This window comes from Clostridium sp. CTA-17 (assembly GCF_054767895.1).
The window spans coordinates 1-25,634 of the sequence record NZ_BAAABF010000013.1; the positions used below are offsets into that span (position 1 = coordinate 1).

Annotated in this window: 26 protein-coding genes and 1 rRNA gene; 15 read left to right on the plus strand and 12 right to left on the minus strand. The window is 28.5% G+C overall.

Annotation, left to right across the window (positions count from 1 at the left end):
- The 8 genes from ACYUCG_RS14240 to dnaA form a co-directional block, all read right to left on the minus strand.
- Window positions 1-59, minus strand: a 16S ribosomal RNA gene (locus tag ACYUCG_RS14240); the annotation flags it as partial.
- A gap of 547 nt (window positions 60-606) precedes the next feature.
- Window positions 607-3,126, minus strand: a complete 2,520-nt coding sequence (gyrA, locus tag ACYUCG_RS14245) for a DNA gyrase subunit A (protein WP_283703740.1) — start codon at window positions 3,124-3,126, stop codon at window positions 607-609.
- A 21-nt stretch (window positions 3,127-3,147) separates the two neighbouring features.
- The gene (gyrB, locus tag ACYUCG_RS14250; protein WP_081092182.1) at window positions 3,148-5,064 is read right to left on the minus strand and encodes a DNA topoisomerase (ATP-hydrolyzing) subunit B; all 1,917 of its coding nucleotides are present in this window, start codon (window positions 5,062-5,064) and stop codon (window positions 3,148-3,150) included.
- A 235-nt stretch (window positions 5,065-5,299) separates the two neighbouring features.
- Window positions 5,300-5,560 (minus strand): extracellular matrix regulator RemB, encoded by a 261-nt coding sequence (remB, locus tag ACYUCG_RS14255; RefSeq protein WP_003451015.1) that lies wholly within the window; start codon window positions 5,558-5,560, stop codon window positions 5,300-5,302.
- Window positions 5,561-5,573: 13 nt separating this feature from the next.
- Window positions 5,574-6,668, minus strand: a complete 1,095-nt coding sequence (gene recF / locus ACYUCG_RS14260; RefSeq protein ID WP_460268786.1) for a DNA replication/repair protein RecF — start codon at window positions 6,666-6,668, stop codon at window positions 5,574-5,576.
- 55 nt (window positions 6,669-6,723) lie between these two features.
- Complete coding sequence (yaaA, locus tag ACYUCG_RS14265; RefSeq protein ID WP_003470354.1) at window positions 6,724-6,930, minus strand: S4 domain-containing protein YaaA; 207 nt, start codon at window positions 6,928-6,930, stop codon at window positions 6,724-6,726.
- 126 nt (window positions 6,931-7,056) lie between these two features.
- A complete protein-coding gene (gene dnaN / locus ACYUCG_RS14270) occupies window positions 7,057-8,157 on the minus strand; it encodes a DNA polymerase III subunit beta (RefSeq protein WP_460268787.1) in 1,101 nt (366 codons plus the stop codon).
- A gap of 294 nt (window positions 8,158-8,451) precedes the next feature.
- Window positions 8,452-9,825, minus strand: coding sequence for a chromosomal replication initiator protein DnaA (gene dnaA / locus ACYUCG_RS14275; RefSeq protein ID WP_060796116.1), 1,374 nt, complete (start codon window positions 9,823-9,825; stop codon window positions 8,452-8,454).
- 1,023 nt (window positions 9,826-10,848) lie between these two features.
- Here dnaA and rpmH point away from each other — a divergent pair.
- The 11 genes from rpmH (at window position 10,849) to ACYUCG_RS14330 (ending at window position 19,971) form a co-directional block, all read left to right on the plus strand.
- On the plus strand, window positions 10,849-10,983 hold the full coding sequence (rpmH, locus tag ACYUCG_RS14280) for a 50S ribosomal protein L34 (RefSeq protein ID WP_003451019.1): 135 nt from the start codon (window positions 10,849-10,851) through the stop codon (window positions 10,981-10,983).
- 60 nt (window positions 10,984-11,043) lie between these two features.
- A complete protein-coding gene (gene rnpA / locus ACYUCG_RS14285; protein WP_003450986.1) occupies window positions 11,044-11,421 on the plus strand; it encodes a ribonuclease P protein component in 378 nt (125 codons plus the stop codon).
- The gene (yidD, locus tag ACYUCG_RS14290) at window positions 11,393-11,602 is read left to right on the plus strand and encodes a membrane protein insertion efficiency factor YidD (protein ID WP_003451050.1); all 210 of its coding nucleotides are present in this window, start codon (window positions 11,393-11,395) and stop codon (window positions 11,600-11,602) included. Before rnpA ends, yidD begins: the two co-directional genes overlap by 29 nt.
- A 33-nt stretch (window positions 11,603-11,635) precedes the next feature.
- The gene (locus ACYUCG_RS14295) at window positions 11,636-12,352 is read left to right on the plus strand and encodes a membrane protein insertase YidC (RefSeq protein ID WP_003460013.1); all 717 of its coding nucleotides are present in this window, start codon (window positions 11,636-11,638) and stop codon (window positions 12,350-12,352) included.
- A 41-nt stretch (window positions 12,353-12,393) separates the two neighbouring features.
- The gene (gene jag, locus ACYUCG_RS14300) at window positions 12,394-13,017 is read left to right on the plus strand and encodes an RNA-binding cell elongation regulator Jag/EloR (RefSeq protein ID WP_003459972.1); all 624 of its coding nucleotides are present in this window, start codon (window positions 12,394-12,396) and stop codon (window positions 13,015-13,017) included.
- Between the two features lie 341 nt (window positions 13,018-13,358).
- A complete protein-coding gene (gene mnmE, locus ACYUCG_RS14305) occupies window positions 13,359-14,735 on the plus strand; it encodes a tRNA uridine-5-carboxymethylaminomethyl(34) synthesis GTPase MnmE (RefSeq protein WP_060796119.1) in 1,377 nt (458 codons plus the stop codon).
- Between the two features lie 14 nt (window positions 14,736-14,749).
- Window positions 14,750-16,642 (plus strand): tRNA uridine-5-carboxymethylaminomethyl(34) synthesis enzyme MnmG, encoded by a 1,893-nt coding sequence (gene mnmG, locus ACYUCG_RS14310; protein ID WP_164806835.1) that lies wholly within the window; start codon window positions 14,750-14,752, stop codon window positions 16,640-16,642.
- Window positions 16,643-16,818: 176 nt separating this feature from the next.
- Window positions 16,819-17,538 (plus strand): 16S rRNA (guanine(527)-N(7))-methyltransferase RsmG, encoded by a 720-nt coding sequence (gene rsmG, locus ACYUCG_RS14315; RefSeq protein WP_164806836.1) that lies wholly within the window; start codon window positions 16,819-16,821, stop codon window positions 17,536-17,538.
- Between the two features lie 249 nt (window positions 17,539-17,787).
- Window positions 17,788-18,561 (plus strand): ParA family protein, encoded by a 774-nt coding sequence (locus ACYUCG_RS14320; RefSeq protein WP_060796121.1) that lies wholly within the window; start codon window positions 17,788-17,790, stop codon window positions 18,559-18,561.
- The gene (locus ACYUCG_RS14325) at window positions 18,562-19,425 is read left to right on the plus strand and encodes a ParB/RepB/Spo0J family partition protein (RefSeq protein ID WP_060796122.1); all 864 of its coding nucleotides are present in this window, start codon (window positions 18,562-18,564) and stop codon (window positions 19,423-19,425) included.
- 48 nt (window positions 19,426-19,473) lie between these two features.
- Complete coding sequence (locus ACYUCG_RS14330) at window positions 19,474-19,971, plus strand: DUF4446 family protein (protein WP_060796123.1); 498 nt, start codon at window positions 19,474-19,476, stop codon at window positions 19,969-19,971.
- 152 nt (window positions 19,972-20,123) lie between these two features.
- Here ACYUCG_RS14330 and yyaC read toward each other — a convergent pair whose 3' ends face one another.
- Genes yyaC through ACYUCG_RS14350 form a run of 4 tightly spaced genes read right to left on the minus strand, consistent with a single transcriptional unit; the run spans window position 20,124 to window position 23,659 of the window.
- Entirely contained in the window at window positions 20,124-20,714 is a 591-nt protein-coding gene (gene yyaC / locus ACYUCG_RS14335) for a spore protease YyaC (protein WP_139934250.1), read from the minus strand.
- 49 nt (window positions 20,715-20,763) lie between these two features.
- Window positions 20,764-21,828, minus strand: a complete 1,065-nt coding sequence (gene ytvI / locus ACYUCG_RS14340) for a sporulation integral membrane protein YtvI (RefSeq protein WP_139934249.1) — start codon at window positions 21,826-21,828, stop codon at window positions 20,764-20,766.
- Window positions 21,829-21,839: 11 nt separating this feature from the next.
- Window positions 21,840-23,000 (minus strand): aminotransferase class V-fold PLP-dependent enzyme, encoded by a 1,161-nt coding sequence (locus ACYUCG_RS14345; RefSeq protein WP_060796126.1) that lies wholly within the window; start codon window positions 22,998-23,000, stop codon window positions 21,840-21,842.
- An 11-nt stretch (window positions 23,001-23,011) separates the two neighbouring features.
- Complete coding sequence (locus ACYUCG_RS14350) at window positions 23,012-23,659, minus strand: LysE family translocator (protein WP_060796127.1); 648 nt, start codon at window positions 23,657-23,659, stop codon at window positions 23,012-23,014.
- Window positions 23,660-23,816: 157 nt separating this feature from the next.
- Between ACYUCG_RS14350 and ACYUCG_RS14355 the strand changes: the two genes are divergently transcribed.
- The 4 genes from ACYUCG_RS14355 (at window position 23,817) to rpsF (ending at window position 25,623) form a co-directional block, all read left to right on the plus strand.
- Window positions 23,817-24,050, plus strand: coding sequence for a DUF3343 domain-containing protein (locus ACYUCG_RS14355; protein ID WP_003460020.1), 234 nt, complete (start codon window positions 23,817-23,819; stop codon window positions 24,048-24,050).
- 32 nt (window positions 24,051-24,082) lie between these two features.
- Complete coding sequence (locus ACYUCG_RS14360; protein WP_060796128.1) at window positions 24,083-24,943, plus strand: mechanosensitive ion channel family protein; 861 nt, start codon at window positions 24,083-24,085, stop codon at window positions 24,941-24,943.
- A gap of 36 nt (window positions 24,944-24,979) precedes the next feature.
- Window positions 24,980-25,192, plus strand: coding sequence for a DUF951 domain-containing protein (locus ACYUCG_RS14365; protein WP_060796129.1), 213 nt, complete (start codon window positions 24,980-24,982; stop codon window positions 25,190-25,192).
- A 143-nt stretch (window positions 25,193-25,335) separates the two neighbouring features.
- The gene (gene rpsF / locus ACYUCG_RS14370; protein WP_003479405.1) at window positions 25,336-25,623 is read left to right on the plus strand and encodes a 30S ribosomal protein S6; all 288 of its coding nucleotides are present in this window, start codon (window positions 25,336-25,338) and stop codon (window positions 25,621-25,623) included.
- Window positions 25,624-25,634 lie beyond the last annotated feature (11 nt).

The following is a 25,634-nucleotide window of genomic DNA, read 5'->3' on the forward strand; positions in this document are numbered from 1 at the left end:
TGCATGTGTTAAGCACGCCGCCAGCGTTCATCCTGAGCCAGGATCAAACTCTCAATTTAAAAGTTTAATCTATACTCATATTACTTATAAAAGAATTGCTGGTTTATGTTAATATCTTCTGTTTAATTTTCAAAGACCATTTCTTCGTCACCCTTAAGCGACCTCTTTAGTTTAACACCACTTTCGAACTTTGTCAACATTTTTCTTCAAAAAACTTTTTTAACTTATTTGCTAAGTTTTGTTTTTTGTTTTGTTGCTGTTCGTCAGCGACAAGTAATATCTTATCACATAAGGTTATATAATCATTTATTTTACACTCCATATTATAAAATTATATTATATTTTCTCTTAATTTCTTTATTTTTCTCTAAAATTTAATTATTGATACACTTGGTAAAGTTTATATTGTATTTATACTATTTCTTCTATATCCATAAGCGTTTTTAGGTATTTTAATATAATAATTTGCCTAATAAAACTCTTTTTAATCTAATTCAGTTTTATTTGTATTTTATTATTTAACTAAAAAAATATGAATTTTAATAGAAAAATTTAAGAAATAAAAAAACTCTGATGCTAAAAGCACCAGAGTTTCATTAAAAATTATTAGTTTTCTTCATCCTTAACTTCAGTAGCTACTTCTTCTACAATTATATTTGTATCTTCTGATTCATCTAATAAAGTTATTTCTTCTTCCTCTTCATTAGTATCTCCAGAGATTTTAGCAATAGTTACAACAGCTTCATCTTCTAGAGTCCTCATAAGTTTAACTCCCATTGCAGATCTACTTGTAACTGAAATATCACTTACATTTATTCTTATAGCTACCCCTTGGTTATTTATAAGCATAAGCTCATCATCTTCTTTACATACAGTAGCACCAACTACTTTACCAGTCTTATCAGATACTTTATATGTTATAAGACCTATTCCACCTCTATTTTGAACTTTATATTCATCTAGGTTAGTTCTCTTACCATAACCATTTTCACTGACAACTAGTAATTTTTCGTCTTCTACAGCTATATCCATACAAACAGCAACGTCGCCTTCTCTTAAGCTTATAGCTTTAACTCCAGATGCAGTTCTACCCATAGGTCTAACATCTGTTTCATTAAATCTTATAGCATTACCGTCTTGAGTTACAAATATAATATCTGCGTCTCCGTATGTTATTTTAGCTCTTAGAAGCTCGTCACCTTCTCTAAGGTTTAATGCTATTAATCCATTCTTTCTTATATTCTTGAAGTCTTTTAATGGTGTTTTCTTAACTATTCCTAGTTTAGTTCCCATAAATAAGTATCCATCTTCTTGAACATCCTTAAATGAAAGAACAGTTTGTATTTTTTCATCTGCTTCTAATGGTAATATATTTACAAGATTTGTTCCCTTAGCAGTTCTTCCTGCGTCTGGTACTTCATAAGCTTTTATCTTATAAACCTTACCCTTAGTTGTAAAGAATAATAAGTTTGAGTGTGTTGATGTTACAAGTACATTTTCAACAAAGTCATCTTCTTTTGTTGTCATTGCTTGTATTCCCTTACCACCTCTCTTTTGAGCTGAGTAAACATCTGAAGATATTCTCTTAATATATCCAGTGTGAGTAAGAGTTATTACAACATCCTCTTCTTGTATTAAGTCTTCTATATCTATTTCATTTTCTTGTTTTTCTATTTGTGTTCTTCTTTCATCTGAGTACTTAGCTTTTATTTCTAGAAGCTCTTCTTTTATAACCTCTAATAATCTTTCCTCACTAGCTAAGATTGCATTTAAGTAATCTATTAACTTCATAAGCTCATTATACTCATTTTCAATCTTATCTCTTTCAAGACCAGTAAGTCTTCTAAGTCTCATTTCTAAGATTGCAGCAGCTTGCTTTTCACTTAAACTAAATCTTTCAATAAGTGTATTTTTAGCTATTTCTGAAGTCTTAGAACTTCTTATGATATTTATAACCTCATCAATATTATCAAGGGCTATTATTAATCCTTCTAATATGTGAGCTCTCTCTTTAGCTTTATTAAGCTCAAATTGAGTTCTTCTAGTTATAACATCCTTTTGGAAGTTTATATAGTGAACTAAAACTTGTTTTAAGTTTAATATTTGTGGTTGATTATCAACTAAAGCAAGCATTATAACTCCAAATGTGTCTTGCATTTTTGTATGTTTATATAAAAGATTTAATGTAACATTTGGATTTGCATCTCTCTTAAGTTCTATAACTATTCTCATACCTTCTCTATCAGATTCATCTCTTAAATCTGATATTCCAGTAATCTTTTTGTCCTTAACAAGATCTGCAATATATTCTATAAGCTTAGCTTTATTAACTTGGTATGGAAGTTCAGTTACTATTATTTTATGTCTTCCATTTTCCTCTTCAATTTCAGCTTTAGCTCTTACTACTATTCTACCTTTTCCAGTTTCATAAGCAGCTCTTATTCCTGATTTACCCATTATTATTCCTGCTGTAGGGAAATCTGGTCCTTTAATGTATGTCATTAACTCTAAGCTTGTTAATTCTGGATTGTCTATAAGAGCTATTGTTCCATCAATTACCTCACCTAAGTTATGTGGCGGTATATTAGTAGCCATACCAACAGCTATACCTGATGAACCATTAACTAAAAGGTTAGGATATCTTGAAGGTAATACAACTGGTTCTTTTTCCTCACCATCAAAGTTTGGAGTAAAATCAACTGTATTTTTATTAATATCTCTAAGCATTTCAGAAGCTATTTTATTCATTTTAGCTTCTGTATATCTCATTGCCGCTGCTGAGTCTCCATCAACAGACCCAAAGTTACCATGTCCGTCAACAAGCATATATCTTAAAGAGAAATCCTGTGCCATTCTAACTAATGCATCATAAACTGATGAATCACCATGTGGGTGGTATTTACCTAAAACTTCCCCAACTATTCTGGCACATTTTCTATATCCTCTTTCAGGATATAGTCCTAATTCTTGCATTGAATATAAAATTCTTCTGTGAACTGGTTTTAAACCATCTCTAACATCTGGTAATGCTCTACCAACAATAACGCTCATAGCATAATCTATGTAGCACTTTTTCATTTCTTTATTTATATCTATGGGTATTACTTTTCCCTCATTTAAGCTCATGTACTTCACCTCATATTAGTACTATATATCTAAATTGCTAACATTTTTAGCATTCTTCTGAATAAATTCTCTTCTTGGCTCTACCTTATCGCCCATAAGAATTGTAAATATCTCATCAGCTACCATAGCATCCTCAATGTCTGCTCTTAATAATATTCTTGATTCTGGATCCATAGTAGTTTCCCAAAGTTGTCCTGCGTTCATTTCTCCAAGACCTTTGTATCTTTGAACATTTACACTACTATCCTTTCCACCAAACTCTTCTATTATTTCATCTGCAGCAGCATCTGAGTATGCATATCTCTCTTGTTTTCCTTTAGAAATTTTATATAGTGGTGGTTGCGCTATATAAACGTGTCCTTGCTCAACTAAGTCTCTCATATATCTATAGAAGAATGTTAATAATAGAGTTCTTATGTGAGCACCATCAACGTCAGCATCAGTCATGATTATTATTCTATTATATCTTATTTTTTCTATATCAAATTCAGGTCCTATACCAGCTCCAATTGCAGTTACCATTGATCTTATAGTATCTGAACCTAAGATTTTATCTAATCTTTGCTTTTCTACGTTCATTATTTTACCTCTTAAAGGTAATATAGCTTGGAATTTTCTATCTCTTCCTTGCTTTGCAGATCCACCAGCTGAGTCTCCCTCAACTATGTAAATTTCACATTCCTTTGGATCTTTTGATGAACAATCAGCAAGCTTACCTGGCAATGAACTTCTTTCAAGCACTGATTTTCTTGTAAGTTCTCTAGCTCTTCTTGCAGCTTCTCTAGCTCTTGATGCTAATAAAGCTTTTTCTATTATAATTTTACCAACTTCAGGATTTTCTTCTAAGAAAGTAGAAATTCCTTCTCCTGAAATTGAATCAACAGCACTTCTAGCTTCACTATTTCCTAATTTAGTTTTAGTTTGACCTTCAAATTGAGGTTCAGATATTTTAACAGAAACAACAGCAGTTAAACCTTCTCTTATGTCATCTCCTGATAAATTCTTATCTGATTCCTTTAAGTGACCAAATCTTCTACCATAATCATTCATTACTCTTGTTAAAGCAGTTTTAAATCCTGCTAGATGAGTACCACCTTCAACAGTGTCTATATTGTTAGCAAAAGTAAATATATTTTCATTGAAACCATCATGGTATTGTAAAGAAACTTCTACAGAAATTCCATCTTTAAGACCTTCTACATAAATTGGTTCCTCATGTAAAACTTCTTTATTTCTGTTTAAATAGCTTACAAAAGATTTTATACCACCTTCATAGTGATATACTTCTTCTTTAACTTCATCTTCTCTTTCATCAATAAGAGTTATGTTTATTCCCTTATTTAAGAAAGCTAACTCTCTAAGTCTTTGTGATAAAATTTCAAAATCATATTCAGTTTCTTCGAATATTTCATGGTCAGGCTTAAAGTGAACTTTAGTTCCACTACCTTCAGCTTCTCCTACTTTTTCTAAACCTGTAAGCACAGCTCCTCTTTTATAAGACTGTTTCCAAACATATCCATCTCTTGTTACAATTACTTCACATAATTCTGAAAGAGCATTAACTACAGATGCACCAACACCATGTAATCCACCAGATACTTTGTATCCGCCTCCTCCGAATTTACCTCCAGCATGTAGAACTGTCATTATAACTTCTACAGTTGGTTTTCCCATCTTTGGATGGATTCCTACTGGCATACCTCTTCCATCATCAACTACAGTAATTGAATTATCCTTGTGTATGTATACTTTTATATTTTTACAGTATCCTGCTAACGCTTCATCAATACTGTTATCAACAATTTCGTAAACTAAATGATGAAGACCTCTCGAACTAGTACTACCAATGTACATTCCTGGTCTTTTTCTTACAGCTTCTAGTCCTTCTAAGACCTGAATCTGACTTGCATCATAATTTTGATTGTTTTGCTCCAACATATAACTCCTCCTATATAGCAGCAATTTACCTTTTATAGGGTCTTCCGTGAATAATCTCAAACAACTTAGTCGAAATTCCTTCAATCCTAACACTTAATGTAAACATTATTTAAGGCTATTAATTTAAAGGCTATGGGTTAACCCTTCCCAAAATAAATGTGGCAATCCTATTTTTATAAAATCTTTTAAAAATAAATCTTTAGTAATAACCTCAAATTTATCTTAATTCAAAAATTTAAGGATTATAATTAATATCTGTACGCTTTGTTAATGTAGATGATGAAATAGGCGAAAGATATACCTTACTCATTTTATCTATCTCAGCTATAACAAAAGATTTTGGCTTTTCATCTGTAATTCTTTCAACAAAGCCATCCTCTTCAGCCATTCTTAAGAATTGTATAGTATCTGAACTATACATAGCAGTTTGTATATCGAATATTCCTATAACATCTTTAACTGGAACTACTACATTCTCTCCTAAGTGTAAAAACACAAATACTCCTCCTTTAACATTGAATACGTCCATTTATAACTCTAAATACTTTTGAGTTTTCATCTAAATAACTGGTTAGATCTTCTATTCCCGTACATGTTATTACTGTTTGTATATTTTTTATTGATGTTAAAACATATCTTTTTCTATTAAAGTCTAATTCTGACAATACATCATCTAATAATAACACAGGATATTCACCTGTTATTTCTTTTATTATTTTTAAAGATGCAAATTTTATTGTTAATACACTAGTTCTTTGCTGACCTTGTGAACCATAAATCTTTGCATCTATATTATTTAAATATATATTAAAATCATCTCTATGTGGACCTATAGACGTAGCTCTTTTATCTATATCCTTTTTTCTATTTTGTTCTAATAGTTTTATCATAGAATCTTTAATATTATCTAAATCTTTTACAGTGGAAATATATTTAAATTCAATTTCTTCTTTTCCTGAAGTTATCTCTTTATGAATTTCTTTAGAATATTTGTTTAACTGTTCTATATATTTTAATCTAGTCTTTATAATATTCTCTCCATATTGAGCCAATTGTATATCATATATGTCTAATATGTCTAACATTTCCTCATTTATATTTTTATTCTTTAGAACTAAATTTCTTTCATGTAAGACTTTATTATATTGAACTAAATTATGATAATACCTTTTATTTAATTGGCTAAGTTCCATATCAATAAATCTTCTTCTTATTCCAGGAGATTCTTTTACTATTTTTAAATCTTCTGGAGAGAACATAACTACGTTAAATGTTCCAATTAATTCTCCAATTTTGCTTATCTTTATTGAATTTATGCTAATAGCTTTTTTTCCGTCTTTTAAAATATTCACATCTATGATTTTGTCTAATCTATCCTTATGAACATCTAACCTTATAAAAGCTCTGTCCTTATTCCACTCTATTAGCTCCTTGTCTCTATTAGTTCTGTGTGACTTAGCAAATCCACAATAATATATAGCTTCTATTACATTGGTTTTACCTTGCGCATTATCACCTATAAAGACATTTACATTAGGACAAAGCTTAATTGATAAATTTTCATAATTTCTATAATTAATTAATTGCAAACTTTTTATATACATAAAAACACCTATATTTAATTATACCATATTCTTATGTTCTTTAGGCTATGTATCTTTAAATTAACTTATAAATTTCCCCATTGAACTCTACAGTATCATCAACTCTTAATTTTTTTCCTCTTTGAGTACATACTTCACCATTTACTAAAACTTCTCCGTCCATTATGAACATTTTAGCTTCTGATCCTAAGCTAACTGCTCCACACCATTTTAAAAATGAATCTAACTTTATAAACTCTGTATTAATTTTTACTTCTTGCATAATTATACACACAATGTATATTTAAAAATTACATTGTTTCTCCTTTCAAAAAAATAAAATAAAAAAATAGTCTATGGTGAGTTTAGTAATACTAAACTCACCATAGTTATAGAAATCTAATTTAAATTATCTTGCTATTCTAACAGGTAGAACTAAATACTCACATAAATCATTGTTCTTATTTCTTATAATACATGGAGATATGCTACTTGTCATTCTTAATTCTATTTTGTCCTCTTCCATATTTTTTAAAACATCTAATAAATATTTTGAGTTAAATGCAATTTGAATTTCATCCCCTTGCAATTTAATAGTAACCTCTTCTCTAACTTTTCCTAATTGAGAATTAGATGTAATTACTATATTTTCATCAGTTATATCAAACTTAACTAAGTTACTATTTCCTTCCTTAGCCATAAGAGATGCTCTTTCAATACCGTTTTGAAGAGTTTGTTTATCAACTTCAATTTGTAATTTATGTTCTTTTGGTAATAAAGCATCATATTTTATGAATTCACCTTCTAGTAATCTAGAAATAACTTTTGTATCTCCCATATTAAATAATATGTGATTTGGAGTAAATGTTATGTTGACTATTTCCTCTGAATCTTCTAATATCTTAGCTACTTCATTAAGTGTCTTTCCTGGTATAACAGCATTAATTGTATTGTTAGTATCTATATTCTCTGTTCTTATCGCTAATCTATATCCATCTAAAGCTACTAAATTTAATTTAGAGTCCTTAATCTCAAATAATATACCTTGAAGAATAGGTCTAGTTTCATCTTGAGCTATGGCAAAAGAAGTTCCTTTTATCATGTTTTTAAGAATTCCTTGGTTTATTGAGAATATCATGTTCTCATTTATTTTAGGTAAGCTTGGGAAATCTTCTGCATTCATATGTAATAAATCAAATACAGACTTTTGACAAGTTATTCTTATAGCTTCTTCTGATACTGTTTCTATTTTAATTTTATCGTTAGGTAACTTTCTTATTATCTCTCCAAATATTTTAGCATCAACAACTAACTTTCCTGGTTCAGTAACATCAACTTCAAATTTAGTTTCTATACTAACATCCTTATCTGATCCTATTATAGTTACTATGTTCTCAGAAGCTTCTATGTATAAACCTTCTAAGATAGGCATTGTTGATTTTCCTGTTATAGCTTTTTGAGCTATAGCTATAGATTCTTGTAATTTATTTTTGTCGCATGTAAATATCAAAATAAAAACCCTCCTTTTAGGACTTATTCACATAAGTTATACACAGTGTGAATTTTTGCATAATAGATATAATAATAGATAATAAATATAATAATAATAGTAATAGTACCTGTGGATTTGTGGATAAACCTTGGATACCTTTGTATTCCAAGACTTACAGAGATTTTTTGCTTGTGGATAACCTGTAGATTACTGTGAACAATTATCCACAATAAAATAACAGGTAAAAAATAATAAACATAATAATTCACAGGTTATCCACAGATAATATACAGTTATTATGTACTTTGTTAATTACTTTTGAGTAAGTTTTTTAGTGATGTCATTAATCATGCTTTGTAGACCTTCATCAGTCTTTAAATTTTCAGAAATTTTTTCATAAGCATGAATTACTGTAGTATGGTCTCTTCCACCAAATTCTTCGCCTATTTTAGGTAAAGACATATCTGTAAGTTTTCTACTTAAATACATAGCAATTTGACGAGGATAAGCTATATTTCTAGTTCTTCTTTGAGATTTTAAATCCTCTATTCTTAAATTATAATAATTTGCTACGGATTCTTGAATAGTTTTTACTGTAACTGGAGCACTTTCTTTGTTAGATATTATATCTTTAAGTGCTTCTGAAGCTAAATCAACACTTACATCTCTATTAGTTAAGGAAGAATAAGCTATTATTCTTATAAGTGCGCCTTCTAATTCTCTTATATTTGATTTGATTTTAGTAGCTATATATACCATAACTTCATTTGGTACATTTAAGCCTTCAACATCAGCTTTTTTCTTTAGTATTGCCATTCTAGTTTCGAAATCAGGTGGTTGAATATCTGCTATTAAACCCCATTCAAATCTAGATCTTAACCTATCTTCTAATGTAGGAATTTCTTTAGGTGGTCTATCTGATGATAGTATAATTTGTTTATTCTCTTCATGTAGAGCATTAAAGGTATGGAAGAACTCTTCTTGAGTACGTTCTTTACCTGCTATGAATTGAATATCATCTATTAATAAAACATCGACTTTTCTATATTTATTTCTAAACTCTTCATTCTTATCATCTTTAATAGCATTAATAAGTTCATTAGTGAATTTTTCAGATGATACATAAACTACTTTTGCTTTAGGATTTTCTTGAAGAATATAATGTCCTATTGCATGCATTAAGTGCGTTTTCCCAAGTCCCACTCCTCCATATATAAATAATGGATTATAAGCTTTAGCAGGTGATTCAGCAACTGCTAAAGATGCTGCATGAGCAAAGCGGTTACTATTGCCTATGACAAAGGATTGGAATGTATATTTAGGATTTAATGTAGCTGACATTTCATCACTTACAACTATAGATCCATCGACATCATTTGTATTCTCTTTTTTTTCTTCTTTCTGCTTTTCCTCATTTTCTTTTTCTTCTTCTAAATCAGCCTCAAGATAGAATTCTATTTTAAACTTTCTAGATGTAACTATCTTTAGAGCCTGAATTAATAAGTCTTTATATCTTGTATCTAGAATCCCTTTAGTGAATTCATTAGGAACAGAAAGTTTTAAGATATTATCTGAAATTGATATAGGAGTACAGCTTTTAATCCAAGTGTTAAAGCTGATTTCAGATATTTCTCCTTTTATTATGTTCAATGCTTGTTCCCAGAGATTATTTAGTTGGGCATCCATCTTCTATCCTCCAATCATAAAATGATTTTAACTTTTAGTTATGCACATATAATTAACATATTAGATTATTACTTTAAATTGTGTGAATAAATTTATTAACAGGCTGTTGATAATGTGGATAAATTTTATTATAAAAAAATTATCAACAAGAAATATAAACAGTTCTTGTTGAAAGTTTAGAATATATAAAACCGTTGAAATAAAAGGATTATAAAGACTATAAATAAAAAATAATAAGAATAATATACAAGTTATCAACAGGATTATTCACAAGTGTGGATAAGTTGTTATATTGAATAAAGTTATTCACAATGCATTAATATGATAACATAAAGATATAGTTGTATTCAATAAGTTATCCACAAAAATAACAGCTGTTGATAACTTATTTTGTGTAAAACTTATTTAGATTTAGAATTAATCGAAAAGATTAAAATTTAAGGGGAAATATTAAGGAAAATATATTTTGAAATTTGAATTTTTAATACAATAAAACTTAAGATAATCAATACTTAAATATAATAAGGATAAATTAGGCTATAAAAACAGGGAGATATAATATAAATGTAAAAAGTTAATAACATATTGTTATTTATATGTGGATAACTTTATAACTATAGTTATAAAGTTAAGTTTAGTTATGATAAATAAATTAATCAAAAGAGTTATTTATATAGTTTTAAAATTTAAATAAGCTTTCTTAAGTTTAATGTATTGCTATTAATAAGTAGATGAGTAATTTAATAAATTGTGGATAAAATAATAGATAGTTTTAGTGGAATATAGTTTATATATTTTTTAGAGTTATTAATGTAGGACTTAATTTAATGTGTAAACAATTATTATTTATATATTTAAAAAAGGAAAATAAGGTAGATGTAACAAATCTTTAAGTGAGTTATTTTCTTGACAGAGGGCGACTTGAAAGATATAATTAAACAGTAAAACCTAAATTAGCGAATAAGTAAAAAAGCTTTTAGCTTTTTACTAGAATAAAATATTGGTTGAAGGGGGTGTATTTAAATGTTCATGACATATCAACCTAAAAAAAGACAAAGAAGCAAAGAGCATGGTTTCAGAAAGAGAATGAAAACTAAATCTGGAAGAAATGTTTTAAAGAGAAGAAGACAAAAAGGTAGAAAAAGATTAACAGCATAAGGGCCGCATTTTGTGGCCTTTTTCTGCACTAAAAAGCAGAAAAAAGGAGAGCAAATTTAAATGTTACTAAGTTTAAGAAAGAACAATGAGTTTAGAACAGTTTATAGAAGAGGAAAATCTTATGCTAATGACCTACTGGTTCTTTATGTTTATCCTAACAGAAAAAATGTTACAAAGGATGGAGAACGTTTCAACAAGGTAGGGGTTTCAGTTAGCAAGAAGGTTGGAAAAAGCGTAGTTAGAAGTAGAGTTAAAAGACTTATACTTGAAAATTACAGACTTAATTCTAGTGAACTTAAAGAAGGCTATGACTTTGTGTTTATTGCTAGAGTTGCTATAAACGGTAAGGATTTTAAGCAAGTAGGGAAAGCCATGAATAATTTAATAAAAAAGGCAGGTCTACGTGATAATGAAAAAATTGTTCATAGTAATGATTAAATTCTATAGAAAATATATTTCACCTTTAAAGAGACCTTGTTGCAGATTTTATCCAACCTGTTCTCAATATGCACTAGAAGCAATACAAAAGTATGGTGCTTTTAAAGGGGGATTTATGAGTATAGGAAGAATATTAAGGTGTAATCCATTCTGTAAGGGTGGATATGATCCTGTAAAATAAATATATACGGTTTAAATATAGGAGGGTAATGTATTGCAGTCAATTTTAAAGCCGATAACTAATTTATTCACAATGATATTTCAAGCTATCCACGGCTTTGTTGCCTCACTAGATATTTTTGGTGTAGGTGCTGGATACGTAATAACTATTTTCTTATTAACTTTATTAGTAAGATTAATATTATTACCGCTAAATATAAAGCAAACTAGATCTCAACAAAAGATGCAAGAAATACAGCCAGAAATAGCTAAACTTCAGAAGAAATATAAAAATAATCCTGAAAAAGCTCAACAAGAAATGATGAAGCTTTATAAGGAGAATAATGTAAACCCAATGAGTGGTTGTTTACCTTTATTAATCCAAATGCCAATATTATTTGCATTATACTATGTATTCACTGGATTAACTGAGTTACAAGGTGTATCATTCTTATGGTTAGGAGATTTATGGGCTCCAGATAGAACATTCATATTACCAATTTTATCAGCTGCAACAACATATTTATCATCTTTATTAATGACAAAGTTTACTCAGTCACAAGCTGGGGGAGCACCTGGTGGAATGAATATGAATACTATGAATATAGTAATGGCTGGTATGATGGGTGTAATGTCAATACAATTCCCATCAATGCTTGTATTATACTGGGTAATAGGTAACCTAATTCAAATGGTTCAAACATACTTCATAGTTGTTTTACCTAGCAGAAAGAGAGCTAAGGAAAAAGAACAATATAAAGATATTAAGTAATAAGAATTTATTTTGCTTTTCTAAGGTGGTGAAACAAGGGTATGAATACAATTGAGATTACTGGAAAGACTGTTGAAGAAGCTTTAAAAAGCGCATTGGAACAGTTGAACACTACAGAAGATAAAGTAGAGGTTACTGTTATAGAAGAAGGAAGTAAAGGCTTCTTTAATTTAATTGGTGCAAAGCCTGCTAAAATTTCAGTTAAGGTGAAAAGAGATAGAATCTTAGAGGCTAAAAAGTTTTTAAGGGATATTCTTGATAACATGAATATAGAAGCTGAAATTAATATTGAAGAAAGTAAAGACCTAGTAAATATAAATCTTACTGGACCTAAGATGGGAGCCATCATAGGATACAGGGGGGAAACTTTAGACTCACTTCAATATTTAACTAGTTTAGTTATTAATAAGGCTAAAGAAGACAAGTACAAAAGAGTGGTTTTAGACACTGAGAATTATAGACAGAAAAGAGAAGAAACTCTTAAAAGATTAGCTAATAAAATAGCTTATAAGGTGAGAAAGTCAGGTAAGATATTAAAACTTGAACCTATGAATCCTTATGAAAGAAGAGTTATTCATTCAGAGTTACAGAATAATGATTTTGTTAGAACTTTTAGTGAAGGTGAAGAACCTTACAGAAGAGTTGTAGTAGAATTAAAGAAATAAAAAGGAAAGCTTAAAGCTTTCCTTTTTTTATCCACAATAAACTGTAGATAAATTGTGGATAACTTGTTAGTAACTATAGAAAAGTAGTCATACCAAAGGCTACAATTGTTGATAAATTTAAAAAATAAGGTGAAAATATTATATTTTCACCTTATTTTTTTATCAAGTATATGATTTAATTAATTGGATAGTATTTTTAAGTAAGTAATCTATTAAACAATTTAGTAAAATCATATTTTTTTGCCATAAATAATATGATTTAAAATTTTGACTTATTCTATTTTGTTGGGTAAAATCAATATTAGTTCAAATTTGAGAATATCATTATAAAGGAGGAGCTTATGAAAGAATTCGATACTATTGCTGCTATAGCTACAGCATTAGGAGAAGGTGGAATAGCTATAATTAGAGTATCAGGAAATAAAGCTCTTGAGATTGTAAATAAAATATTCAGAGGAATAAACGGAAAAGATTTATTAGATATAAAACCATATACTATGAGATATGGTCATATGATAGATGAAAATAATGAGATTATAGATGAAGTTATAGTTAGTTTTATGAAAGGTCCTAGAAGCTTTACAGCTGAGGATACCGTAGAAATAAACTGTCATGGTGGTATTGTAGCTACTAATAAAGTTCTACAAAATGTAATAAAAGCTGGTGCAAGACTTGCTGAGCCAGGTGAATTTACAAAAAGAGCTTTTTTAAATGGAAGAATAGATTTAAGCCAAGCAGAAGCGGTTATGGACATAATAACTGCTAAGACTGAACTTTCAATGAAATCAGCTATGACTCAAAGTCAAGGAAGACTTTCTACTGAGATAAACAATCTTAGAAAAGAGGCTTTAGATATATTAGCTCTAATTGAATATGCTGTTGACTTTACAGAGGATGACGAAGAACCAGATGAAACTATACCAGTTAAGGTAAAAGAGGATGTTATAACTCTTAGAGGTAAAGTAAATAATTTAATTGATACTGCTGATGAAGGTAAACTTATTAGAGATGGTTTAAGCATGGTTATAGTAGGAAAACCTAACGTAGGAAAATCATCACTTTTAAATGCTCTATTAAATGAAAAGAGAGCTATTGTAACTGACATAGCAGGAACAACAAGGGACGTAATAGAAGAATATATAAATTTAGATGGAATACCTGTTAGACTAGTAGATACAGCAGGAATCAGAGAAACTGAAGATGTTGTAGAGAAAATAGGTGTAGAAAAATCTAAAGAAAAAATCAATGAAGCTGATTTAGTTATACTAATGTTAGATACAAGTAGAGAACTAGATGAGGAAGACAAGGAAATCATTGATTACATTAAAGATAGAAAATACATAGTACTTTTAAATAAAGTTGATTTAGATAGAAAGTTATCCTCAGAAATTGTGGATAACTTAGAAAATAAAATAGAACTATCTGCAAAAACTGGTTTTGGTATAGATGCTTTAAAATCAAAGATAAAAGATTTATTCTTTAATGGATCAATTGATGCTGAGAGCGTAATGGTAACTAATACTAGACATAAAGAGGCTTTATACAGAGCTTCTGAAAACTTAGATGGTGCATTAAATGGACTTAATAACAATGAGTTTTTAGATTTAGTATCAATTTATGTTACATCTGCTTTAAGAGCCTTAGGGGAAATCACTGGAGCAGAGTTAGAGGAAGATTTAGTAAACAAAATATTTGCAGAATTTTGTTGTGGAAAATAGGAGAATGATGAAATATGAGATATAATGCAGGAAGTTATGATATAGTTGTTATAGGTGCTGGTCATGCAGGGTGTGAGGCAGGATTAGCGGCAGCTAGAATGGGATGTAAAACTTTAGTTTGTACATTAACATTAGATTCCGTTGCTATGATGCCATGTAACCCTAATATAGGTGGAACTGCTAAGGGACATCTAGTTAGAGAAATAGATGCTTTAGGTGGAGAAATGGGAGTAAATATAGACCATACATTTATCCAATCTAAAATGTTAAATACATCAAAAGGACCTGCTGTACACTCTCTAAGAGCACAAGCTGATAAAAAGAAATACCAAGAAAGAATGAAAAAGGTTTTAGAAACACAAGAAAATCTTCATTTAAGACAATTAGAAGTAGTTTCTGTAGAAGTTGAAGATGGAAAAGTTAAAGGTGTTTTAACTAAAAATGGTGCATTTTTTGAGTGTAAAGCTGTTATAATGACAAGTGGAACATACTTACAAAGTAGAATAATAATCGGAGATGTTAGTTATAGCCAAGGTCCAAATGGACTTAGCAATGCTAATGAACTTTCAAAATCATTAATAGATTTAGGAATTGACCTTAGAAGATTTAAAACTGGTACTCCAGCTAGAATCAATAAGAGAAGTGTTGATTTCTCAAAAATGATAGAACAACCAGGGGATGAGGAAATAATACCATTCTCATTTATAAGTGAAAATATAGATAGAGACCAAGTTTCATGTTGGTTAACATATACTAACGAGGAAACTCATAAGGTAATTCAAGAAAATATACATAGATCACCAATGTATAATGGAAGCATAAAAGGGGTTGGGCCAAGATATTGTCCATCTATAGAAGACAAGGTAATGAGATTCCAAGATAAAGATAGACATCAAATCTTCATAGAACCAGAAGGCGATGATACAGAAGAAATGTATGTTGGAGGAATGTCATCATCTCTTCCAGAAGATGTTCAAGTTCAAATGATAAAAACAGTTCCAGGTCTTGAAAATGCTGAGATTATGAGAACTGCATATGCAATAGAATATGATTGTATAGATCCAACACAATTAAAGGCTTCACTAGAATTTAAAAATATTGATGGATTCTTTAGTGCTGGACAAATTAATGGTAGCTCAGGATATGAAGAAGCTGGGGCTCAAGGAATAGTAGCTGGTATAAATGCGGCATTAAAAGTTCAAGGAAAAGATCCTATGATACTTACAAGATCAGATGGATATGTAGGAGTTTTAATTGATGATTTAATTACTAAAGGTACTAATGAGCCATATAGAATGATGACATCAAGAGCTGAATATAGATTGTTATTAAGACAAGATAATGCTGATTTTAGATTAACTGAAATTGGACATAATGTTGGATTAGTTACAGAAGAAAGATGGAATAAGTTTCAGGAAAGAAAGAAAAACTTAGAGCGTGAGCTTGAGAGACTTAAGGAACTTCAAATAACTAATAAAACAGAAAATAATGAGAAAATAGTTGAATTAGGATCAACAGAGCTTAAAAAGCCAATAAGAATGTATGAACTTATAAAAAGACCAGAGTTAGACTACTTCTCATTAGCATGTTTAGATCCTGAAAGACCTGATTTACCAAAGGATATTGGAGATCAAATAAACATAATTGCTAGATATGAAGGATATATTCAAACTCAATTAGAACAAGTAGCTCAATTTAAAAAGTTTGAGAAAAAAGTTCTTCCAGAGGATTTAGATTATAATGACGTAAATAGTTTAAGAATAGAAGCTATCCAAAAGCTAAATAAAATTAGACCTTTAAATATAGGTCAAGCTTCAAGAATATCAGGGGTATCCCCAGCAGATATATCAGTTCTGCTAATATTCTTAGAACATTACAGAAAAACTGGAAAAAATACTGATAACTAAAAGTTATTCAGAAGTTTTCAACAGCACCTGTGGATAAGTCTTGTGTAAAACTTAAAAAAGGTGCTGTTTTACCACTTTCAAAAAGTTATCCACATGTGGATAACTTTAGTTTTTTAGTAGAAAATAAAATTATTAAAATAAATTATTTATACTCTTAAAGTTTTGGAGGATTAAGAATGCAATATTTTGATTTAATGAAAAAAGCTTGTGATAGTGTCGGTATGGAATTTAATGAAGACAAATATCAAAAATTTATGCTTTACAAAGATTTATTAAAGGAATGGAATGAAAAAATAAATTTAACTGCAATAACAGAGGATGAAGAGATAGTAAAGAAACATTTTATAGATTGTATAAAAGCTTTTAAAGCAGATGAGTTTAAAAAGGCTAAGACAGTAATAGACGTTGGAACAGGTGCAGGGTTCCCAGGATTACCTATAGCTATTATGAAAGAAGATGTAGAAGTTACCCTATTAGATTCATTAAATAAGAGAATAAATTTTTTAAATGAAGTTGTAAATAAACTAGGATTAAAAAATGTTGAGACTATACATTCTAGAGCAGAAGATGGTGCAAGAAAAAAAGAGTTAAGAGAGAGTTTTGATATTGCTACGTCAAGAGCTGTTGCTAATATGTGTGTGCTAAGTGAATTTTGTATTCCATATGTAAAGGTAAATGGGAATTTTATAGCTTTAAAAGGACCAAATATAACTGAAGAGTTAAATGATTCAAAGAATGCTATTGGTACTTTAGGTGGTAAGCTTAAAGGAATAACTGAGGTTGAAATTGAGGGAACAGACTTAAATCATAACTTAGTAATAGTAGATAAAATAAAAAGTACGCCAAAAACTTTCCCAAGAAAAGCAGGTAATGTAACTAAGAAACCATTAAAATAAATATAATTTAAAAATATTTTTAGTTTAAGAAAGATTATAATTGAAAGTTATAAAAACTTTTAAAAAAGAATAAATATATTAGATCATAAAAAAATAGGAATGTTTCACGTGAAACATTCCTATTTTTTCATTTTTTAATCAGAAATAACCAATAGTATCTTTTATTATGTAATGTAAAAATATATAATAAAATAGATGTGTTAGAAGGGAGGTGGATGTTCAAGAATAAGATATTCTTGGATAAGTTTAATGAAAACAATTTGTGTTTTTAATCAAAAAGGTGGCGTTGGAAAAACAACAACAAATATAAATATATGTTCGTACCTAGCAATGCAGGGGTTTAAGGTTTTAGCTATAGATATAGATCCTCAAGGAAATACTACAAGTGGATTAGGTATAGATAAAAGAAAATTAGACAAGTCTATATATGATTTATTAACTGCTGGTGAAGATATAGAAACAATAATGATGAAGAGTGAATTAGTTGAAAATCTTTATGTAGTGCCAGCAACAATGGAATTAGCAGGTGCTGAGGTAGAAATAATAGATAGAAAAGATAGAGAACATATACTTATAAATGAAATAAGTAAAATTAAAGATAAATTTGATTACATATTTATTGACTGTCCTCCATCTTTAGGAGTTCTAACTATTAATGCTTTAGTTGCAGCTCATAGTGTTTTAATACCTATACAAGCAGAATATTATGCTTTAGAAGGGGTAGGACAATTAATAAATACAATAAATTTAGTTAAAAAATCTTTAAATAAGGATCTTGATATTGAAGGTGTAGTAATGACTATGTATGATTCAAGAACTAATTTAAGTACAGAGGTTTATAAAGAAGTAAAAGAGTACTTTAAAGATAGATTATATGAAACTACTATTCCTAGAAATGTTAGACTAGCTGAAGCTCCAAGTTTTGGATTACCAATATGTTTATATGATGAAAAATGTAGGGGAGCTAAATCTTATGAAAAATTAACTGAGGAATTCCTAAAAAGACAGGGAGTGAATATATAGATGGCTAAAAAATTTGGGTTAGGAAAAGGGTTAGGAGCCTTAATACCAGAAGATAATAATATTAAGGAAGAAAAAGACGAAAAAGGTGGAATAATAAACATTGAGCTTAAAGAAATAAAAGCTAATAAAAAACAACCTAGAAAGTTTTTTGATAATAATAAATTAAATGAACTAGCTGAATCTGTAAAAGAACATGGTATAATTCAACCTTTAATATTGAAGAAAGAAGAAAAAGGATATTCAATAATTGCAGGGGAAAGAAGATATAGAGCTGCTAAAATAGCAGAATTAACAGAAGTACCTGCTTTAATAATGGATATTTCAGATGAAAAACTTCTACAAGTATCTTTAATAGAAAACATTCAAAGAGAAGACTTAAATCCTATAGAAGAAGGATTAGCATATGAAAGATTGTTAAAAGAATTTGCTTTAACTCAAGAAGAGCTTTCAAAGACAATGGGAAAATCAAGAACTGCAATAACAAATACAATGAGATTATTAAAGTTAGATGATAGAGTTAAAGAGTATGTAATAGAAGGAGTTATTTCAGAAGGTCATGGAAGAGCTATTCTACCTTTAGAAAATGATGCACAATATGAAATAGCTCAAAAAATAATTGATAATTCTCTTTCAGTTAGAGAAACTGAAAAATTAGTTAAAAAGATATTAAATGATGTTGTTGAAGAAAAAACATCAGAAAGAAGAAAACCACTTAATCCATATTATAAAGATGTTAGAGATAGACTTCAGGACCACTTTGGAACTAAAGTTAATTTAAATGCTAATAAGAATAAAGGTAAGATAGAAATAGAATACTATTCAGAAGAAGATTTACAGAGAATACTAGACATTATAAATATTTAAAATGTTTCACGTGAAACATTTTAAAAATACGAAGGGATGATAAATTACATGGAGAATGTACTAAATATACTTACACAATATTCAACTTATATAACAATAGGATTAATAGTATTAGTTTTAATACAATTTATACTATTAATAGTAGCTTTCAGAAGTTTAAGCAAGGTAGAAAATAAATTTAGAAAAATTATGAGAGGAGTTAATAATAAAAATTTAGAAGAACTTATTAACTCTTACTTAGATAAAGTTGAAGAGGTAAAAAAAGATTCTGAAGAAACGCTAGAAACAAATAAAATGTTAAAAGCTCAAGTTGAAAAATGTACTCAAAAAGTATCTGTTATAAGATATAAAGCTTTCGAAGACGTTGGAAGTGATTTAAGTTTTTCAGTTGCTTTATTAGACGGAGAAAATAATGGAGTTATTTTAACTGGAATATATGGTAGAGATTATAGTACAACATATGCAAAGCCAATAGATAAAGGAATATCTAGATATGATTTATCAGAAGAAGAACTACATGTTCTAAATGCTGCAATGAATAAATAGGTTTAAGAGTAAATATAGGTTATATTAAAATCAACAAGAATTACGTTGTTTTAATATAACCTATTTTTGTGTTAAACAAAATGTTTCACGTGAAACATTTTAATAAATAGGGAGAGTATATAAAAAAACTATATGAGTATTTATGGCGGATTTTATAAAATATTTTCTAAGGTTGAATCTAATATATTCTTTTTAAAGCCTACGGATTTTAATATACAATGATGAATTCCATTAGATATAGCATTTGCAAGTAACATTACAGTGTATAATCTAGTATTTTGTAAAACCATAAACTCTAAGGATCCAGAAATATTTACTATTCCAAGTATACTTAAGTCTCCTACCTCAGGTAAATTCTTATTTAATGCTATTCCAGGTTTAAGAGGTCTCTTTTCAATAAGTACATGTCCTACATTATCAACAGCTCCTAAACAAGCATCAATGGCTATAATAAACGGTTTTTTATGTTTTGATTTTATTATTTTTACTGTCTCTTTTAAATTTCTAGCATGGACAGTTTCTTCTAATGTTCCATATACAAAAATATTATTTTTGCTTAAAAATTTAATTTTTTCCCCTATTAATGGTCCAAGAGCATCTCCTGTAGAACGATCAGATCCAATACATATAAAAACAATTGGTCTATTTTCTTTTATAACTGGAGAAAGTTCCTTACAGAGATAATCCCTAATTTTAAAAGAAGCTTTAGGATCTAAAGAATCTATATAAAAACTTGTACACATGATAACAACCTCCTTGCTTGAAATTATTACCAAAAAGAAGGAGTCTATACTATAAAACATTAACTTTTTTTAATATATTGAAAAAAATAATTAGAAAGATACAAAATACTATTCCTAAAAGTCCATTTAATTCTAATCCTATAAAGATACAAATTAATATTAATAAAGGGTGTATTCCTAAGGTGGATGACATTAATTTAGGTTCTAAAAATTGTCGCAATAAAAAAATAAATATATACAATATAAATAATGAAATAGCTGAAAAAATATTTCCTGAGTTATATGAAATAAAAATAAGAGGAAAATAAATTAATGGCATACCTAATACAGGGAGTAAATCTAATAAGGCAGCAAGTACACTAAGTAATAGAGCATATTTAATATTTAAAAAGGAAAATCCTAAAAAGGTTAATACAAAAGAAATAAAAATTAAAAATAAATAAGAGAAACAGTATGTCAGAAACATTTTTTTTATTTCATATAAAATAGTTAAAATTCTATTGCTGTAATTAGAGTTAAGATAATTAGACAATATTTTACTGAAATTAATAGTATTTAATTCCTTTGATAAAAAATAAGTTGATAGTACAGTAAAAATAAGAAGCATAAAGGTATAAGGTAAATAACTTATTAATAAAAAAATTTTTTGAATTAATTCAGTTCCAAAAGAGAGAATAAGTACAGTTATTTCTTTAAATGAAGATATTAAAGTATTTTTTATTAAGTTTAAAACTTCATTATCAATAAAATTTACTTCAATCCAATTTTGTAGTGAGATAAAATAATTTTGAAATTCTTTAGAATTAGTATTTATTATTTCTTGAATATAATTTGTTAAGGATGAAGATTCATAAGCTAAAGATGTAATAAATAATGTAAATAAAATTATTATTATTAAGAAAAAAATAAAGGTACTTATAAAGGAAGCAAGTCCAACATTTAATTTGAATTTTTTTATTAAAAATTGAGTGGGTGTCTTTAGTAGTAATGAAAATATGAATGCTAGTAGAAAGGGTAAAGTATATTTCAATGTATTAAAAAACGTAAAAAATATAAGTGTGTATAAAATAAAAAACACACTTATTTTTTCACTTTTGATTATTAAATTTTTCATAGGTTAGAAGTCTACCTCCTTGAAATTAATTCTTTTATAACCTCAACAAATCTATAGACTTCTTCTATTGTATTAAAGTACCCTAAACTTATTCTTATGCTTCCAGCTGGATATGAACCAACTGTTTTATGAGCAAGCGGAGTACAATGAATTCCAGTCCTACATGTTATGTTAAATTCACTATCTAACAAGAATCCTGTGAATTCAGGATCCATACCCTCTATATTGAAAGATATTGTTGAAGTTTTCTTTTTTGCATCCATAGGACCATAAATCTTAACTTCTGGAATTTCAGATAATAAATCCATAGCTTTTTGGCATAATACTTCTTCTTTTGCTTTTATATTTTCAATGCCTTCTTTTTCTATGAATTTTATTCCCTCTAGAAGCCCTATTATTCCTGGAGTGTTTAAAGTTCCATATTCAAATTTATCAGGCAATTCTTGAGGATGCTCTATTAGTGAGGAATTACTCCCTGTTCCTCCTGAAAAGATATTTTTACATATAGAATTTAATTTATCATCTATAATAAAACCACCTATTCCCTGAGGGCCTAAAAGAGACTTATGACCTGTAAAAGCTAATGCATTTAAATTAAGTTCAGTCATATCAATTGAAATAACCCCTGCTGTTTGAGCAGAATCTAAAATAAAGAAGATATCATTTTCTTTGCAAAGCTTCCCTATTTCTTTAATTGGTTGAATTGTTCCAACTAGATTAGATGCATGTGATAAAATTATAAGCTTTGTATTACTCTTTATTTTTTCTTTTATCTTTTCAATTGATACTAGACCTTCATTATTACATTGAACTATATCTAGCTCTACATTAGGAAGTTCTTCACTAATTTTTACTAAAGGTCTTAAGACAGAATTATGTTCCATAGATGTAGTAATTATATGCCAATCAGATTTAATTATTCCTAAAAGTAACATATTTAATGATGTTGTAATATTATTAGTGAAAATAACATTTTCACTTTTAGGAAAATTAAAAAATTTAGCTATTTCATATCTACATTCATAGACAGCTCTACTACTTTGTAGAGCTGTAGATGAGGAGCCTCTATTAGCACTTCCACCTTCAAAACTCATGTAATCAAACATTGCTTTTATTACAGAGTCAGGTTTAGGGAAAGTAGTTGCTGCATTATCAAAATATATTTTATTCATAAGCAAAAACCTCACATGAAAATTTTAAATATTCCGTATATAGTAAATCCTAATCCAAGTAAAACCATAAAATATTTTACACTTTTATCAGCCTTACCAGTAAGTTCTTTTTTTACTAGACTTCCACCTTTGGCAGCCATAAAATTCAATAATATAAACCAAGCTAAAGTTGTTATAAACATAGCACTTATGGCTACTAAAAAGAAATGTCTACCTGAAAGCTTCCAGATGCTCATTATTCCAGCACTTACAGCCATCCATACTGATAAGGTCATAGGGTTTACAAAGGTTATTAAAAAACCATTTATAAAACCATTACCAGTTTTATGACTATCTATAGTTTCAACACATTTTTCGTCTAAACTTTTTTGAGAAGATTTAAATATTAAATTAACTATTATAAGAACTAATCCTGAAATAATCCAAAAGGCACATTCTACATACCTATTTAAATTTAATAATTGGGCTACTCCGAAGTTTATTAACAATATGTACAAATAGTCAGCAGCTATTGCGCCTAATGAAACTTCAAAGCCTTTTTTAAATCCTTTATCTAGAGATTGTGTTGCAGCTTCTATTGCAGCTGGACCTAATGGGATAGAAACTAATAGGCCAGTTACAATTCCAGATAAAATAGCCTTTAAATAGAAAAAAGACATACTCAAACTCCTTTTACAGTTGTTTTTATAAATTTACATAATTATATTATAGTTCAAAATAGAAAAGCTTTCACCATTATTTTGAAAGTGTTAACTTTTATGATATATACTTATAATATATATTAACAAAACTATATACTTTTAGGAGGAAAATAGCATGAAAGACTTTATCATGGTTTTTAATAATACACATGAGGCTATGGAAGGAGAAAGAATACTTAAAGAAAATGGAATATCATTTATAATAATGCCAACTCCAACTTACATAACAAAAAGTTGTGGAATAAGCTCAGCTTTTAATAAGGATCAATTAGAAAAGATAGAAACTTTAGAAATTAAATTTAAAAATATATATTCAATAACCAATAAAGGATTTGAAATATATAAATAATTATTTATTTCAAAATTATAAGGGGTGGTTTAATGTTATTAGATAGTTTGCTAGGAATTAATTTTGAATTTGATCACATTAAGCTTGGGAAAATAAGTATTTCTTTATCTACTATTGATTTTCTATTAAAAAAATTTATAACAATATGTGTCATAGTTATTTTTATGATTTTGGTAATTAAAATAGGAAGTAAATTAATAGATAAAGCTGTACAAAAACAGATAGATACAAACTTTAAGTTCTCCTTAGACACAAGAAAGGCAAATACATTGGGAACTTTATTAAAAAGTATTTTGATGTATTCTGTTTATTTTATAGGTATAACAACTATATTGTCTATTATATTTGGAAATATATCTTGGGCATTTGCTTCTGTAGGAGGCGTAGCCGTAGGTTTAGGAGCACAAAGTTTTGTTAAAGATGTAATAAATGGGATATTTATACTTTTTGATAATCAATACAATGTTGGTGATTATGTAACCATAGAGGGCGTAAGTGGAATTGTGGAAGTAATAGGTCTTAGGACAACTGAACTTAGAGACTACGATGGATCTCTTCATATTATTCCAAATGGAATGATAAGGATAGTAACAAATAATTGTAGAGGTGATATGAGAGTTCAGATTGATATTGGAATTTCATATAGCGAGGATATAAATAAAGTAATAAACACTATAAATTCAGTTTGTTATACATATAATAAAGAAAATAATAATATAACAGAACCTTTAAAAGTTTGGGGAGTTACAGACTTAACAAGTTCTAGTGTTAATCTTAGAATTTGTGGAAAAGTAAAATCAATGAAGCTTTGGGAAACAGAAGTAGAGTTAAGAAAGAGGATAAAAATGACTCTTGATAAAAAGAAATATATGAAAGAAATAATTACAGGTTAATTTATATAAATTTTATTTTAGAGGAGGTTATTTAATTTGATAAATAAATTTTATCTTGGTGATATAGTTAAAATGAGGAAAGTTCATCCTTGTGGAAGTGATGAGTGGGAAGTTATAAGAGTTGGTGCTGATATTAAAATAAAATGCTTAGGCTGCTCAAGGATTGTAATGATTCCTAGGTCTAAATTCCAAAAAGGAGTAAAAAAGATTATAAAATCAAATGCTCCAGAGGAAGAAATTAATGAATAAAAATTTTAAAAAATAAATTCATAAAAGTTATGTTTACATTAATAAAGAGGGTTGCAATAACCCTCTTTTAATGTTAGAATATTTAATTGTAATCCCTGCTATGCTAGAGCATAGCCGTAGTCCAGAGGGAGGAGGTGTAAATGATGAGAAAATATGAAACTATATTCGTAGCTCACCCATCATTAGACGAGGAAGCTGTTAAAGCTTTAATCGAAAAATTCAAGGGTGTTATAGAAAACGGAAATGGTACAGTTGACAACGTTGATTTCTGGGGTAAGAGAAAATTAGCTTACGAAATCGCTAAAGTTAACGAAGGTTACTATACTTTAATCAACTTCACTGCTAACCCAGAATTACCAAAAGAGTTAGACAGAGTATTCGGAATAACTGACGGAATAATCAGACACATCATCGTTAAAGAAGAGCAATAAGAGGTGGTCGT

Coding starts and splice junctions, on each gene's coding strand:
- rpsF (WP_003479405.1), top strand. CDS start 25,336: ATGAGAAAATATGAAACTATATTCGTAGCTCACCCATCATTAGACGAG.
- mnmE (WP_060796119.1), top strand. CDS start 13,359: ATGAAAGAATTCGATACTATTGCTGCTATAGCTACAGCATTAGGAGAA.
- rnpA (WP_003450986.1), top strand. CDS start 11,044: ATGTTACTAAGTTTAAGAAAGAACAATGAGTTTAGAACAGTTTATAGA.
- ACYUCG_RS14360 (WP_060796128.1), top strand. CDS start 24,083: ATGTTATTAGATAGTTTGCTAGGAATTAATTTTGAATTTGATCACATT.
- yaaA (WP_003470354.1), bottom strand. CDS start 6,930: ATGCAAGAAGTAAAAATTAATACAGAGTTTATAAAGTTAGATTCATTT.
- ACYUCG_RS14350 (WP_060796127.1), bottom strand. CDS start 23,659: ATGTCTTTTTTCTATTTAAAGGCTATTTTATCTGGAATTGTAACTGGC.
- ACYUCG_RS14355 (WP_003460020.1), top strand. CDS start 23,817: ATGAAAGACTTTATCATGGTTTTTAATAATACACATGAGGCTATGGAA.
- dnaA (WP_060796116.1), bottom strand. CDS start 9,825: ATGGATGCCCAACTAAATAATCTCTGGGAACAAGCATTGAACATAATA.
- yyaC (WP_139934250.1), bottom strand. CDS start 20,714: ATGTGTACAAGTTTTTATATAGATTCTTTAGATCCTAAAGCTTCTTTT.
- gyrB (WP_081092182.1), bottom strand. CDS start 5,064: ATGTTGGAGCAAAACAATCAAAATTATGATGCAAGTCAGATTCAGGTC.
- gyrA (WP_283703740.1), bottom strand. CDS start 3,126: ATGAGCTTAAATGAGGGAAAAGTAATACCCATAGATATAAATAAAGAA.
- ytvI (WP_139934249.1), bottom strand. CDS start 21,828: ATGAAAAATTTAATAATCAAAAGTGAAAAAATAAGTGTGTTTTTTATT.
- mnmG (WP_164806835.1), top strand. CDS start 14,750: ATGAGATATAATGCAGGAAGTTATGATATAGTTGTTATAGGTGCTGGT.
- ACYUCG_RS14345 (WP_060796126.1), bottom strand. CDS start 23,000: ATGAATAAAATATATTTTGATAATGCAGCAACTACTTTCCCTAAACCT.
- rsmG (WP_164806836.1), top strand. CDS start 16,819: ATGCAATATTTTGATTTAATGAAAAAAGCTTGTGATAGTGTCGGTATG.
- recF (WP_460268786.1), bottom strand. CDS start 6,668: ATGTATATAAAAAGTTTGCAATTAATTAATTATAGAAATTATGAAAAT.
- jag (WP_003459972.1), top strand. CDS start 12,394: ATGAATACAATTGAGATTACTGGAAAGACTGTTGAAGAAGCTTTAAAA.
- rpmH (WP_003451019.1), top strand. CDS start 10,849: ATGTTCATGACATATCAACCTAAAAAAAGACAAAGAAGCAAAGAGCAT.
- ACYUCG_RS14320 (WP_060796121.1), top strand. CDS start 17,788: ATGAAAACAATTTGTGTTTTTAATCAAAAAGGTGGCGTTGGAAAAACA.
- yidD (WP_003451050.1), top strand. CDS start 11,393: ATGAAAAAATTGTTCATAGTAATGATTAAATTCTATAGAAAATATATT.
- ACYUCG_RS14330 (WP_060796123.1), top strand. CDS start 19,474: ATGGAGAATGTACTAAATATACTTACACAATATTCAACTTATATAACA.
- ACYUCG_RS14325 (WP_060796122.1), top strand. CDS start 18,562: ATGGCTAAAAAATTTGGGTTAGGAAAAGGGTTAGGAGCCTTAATACCA.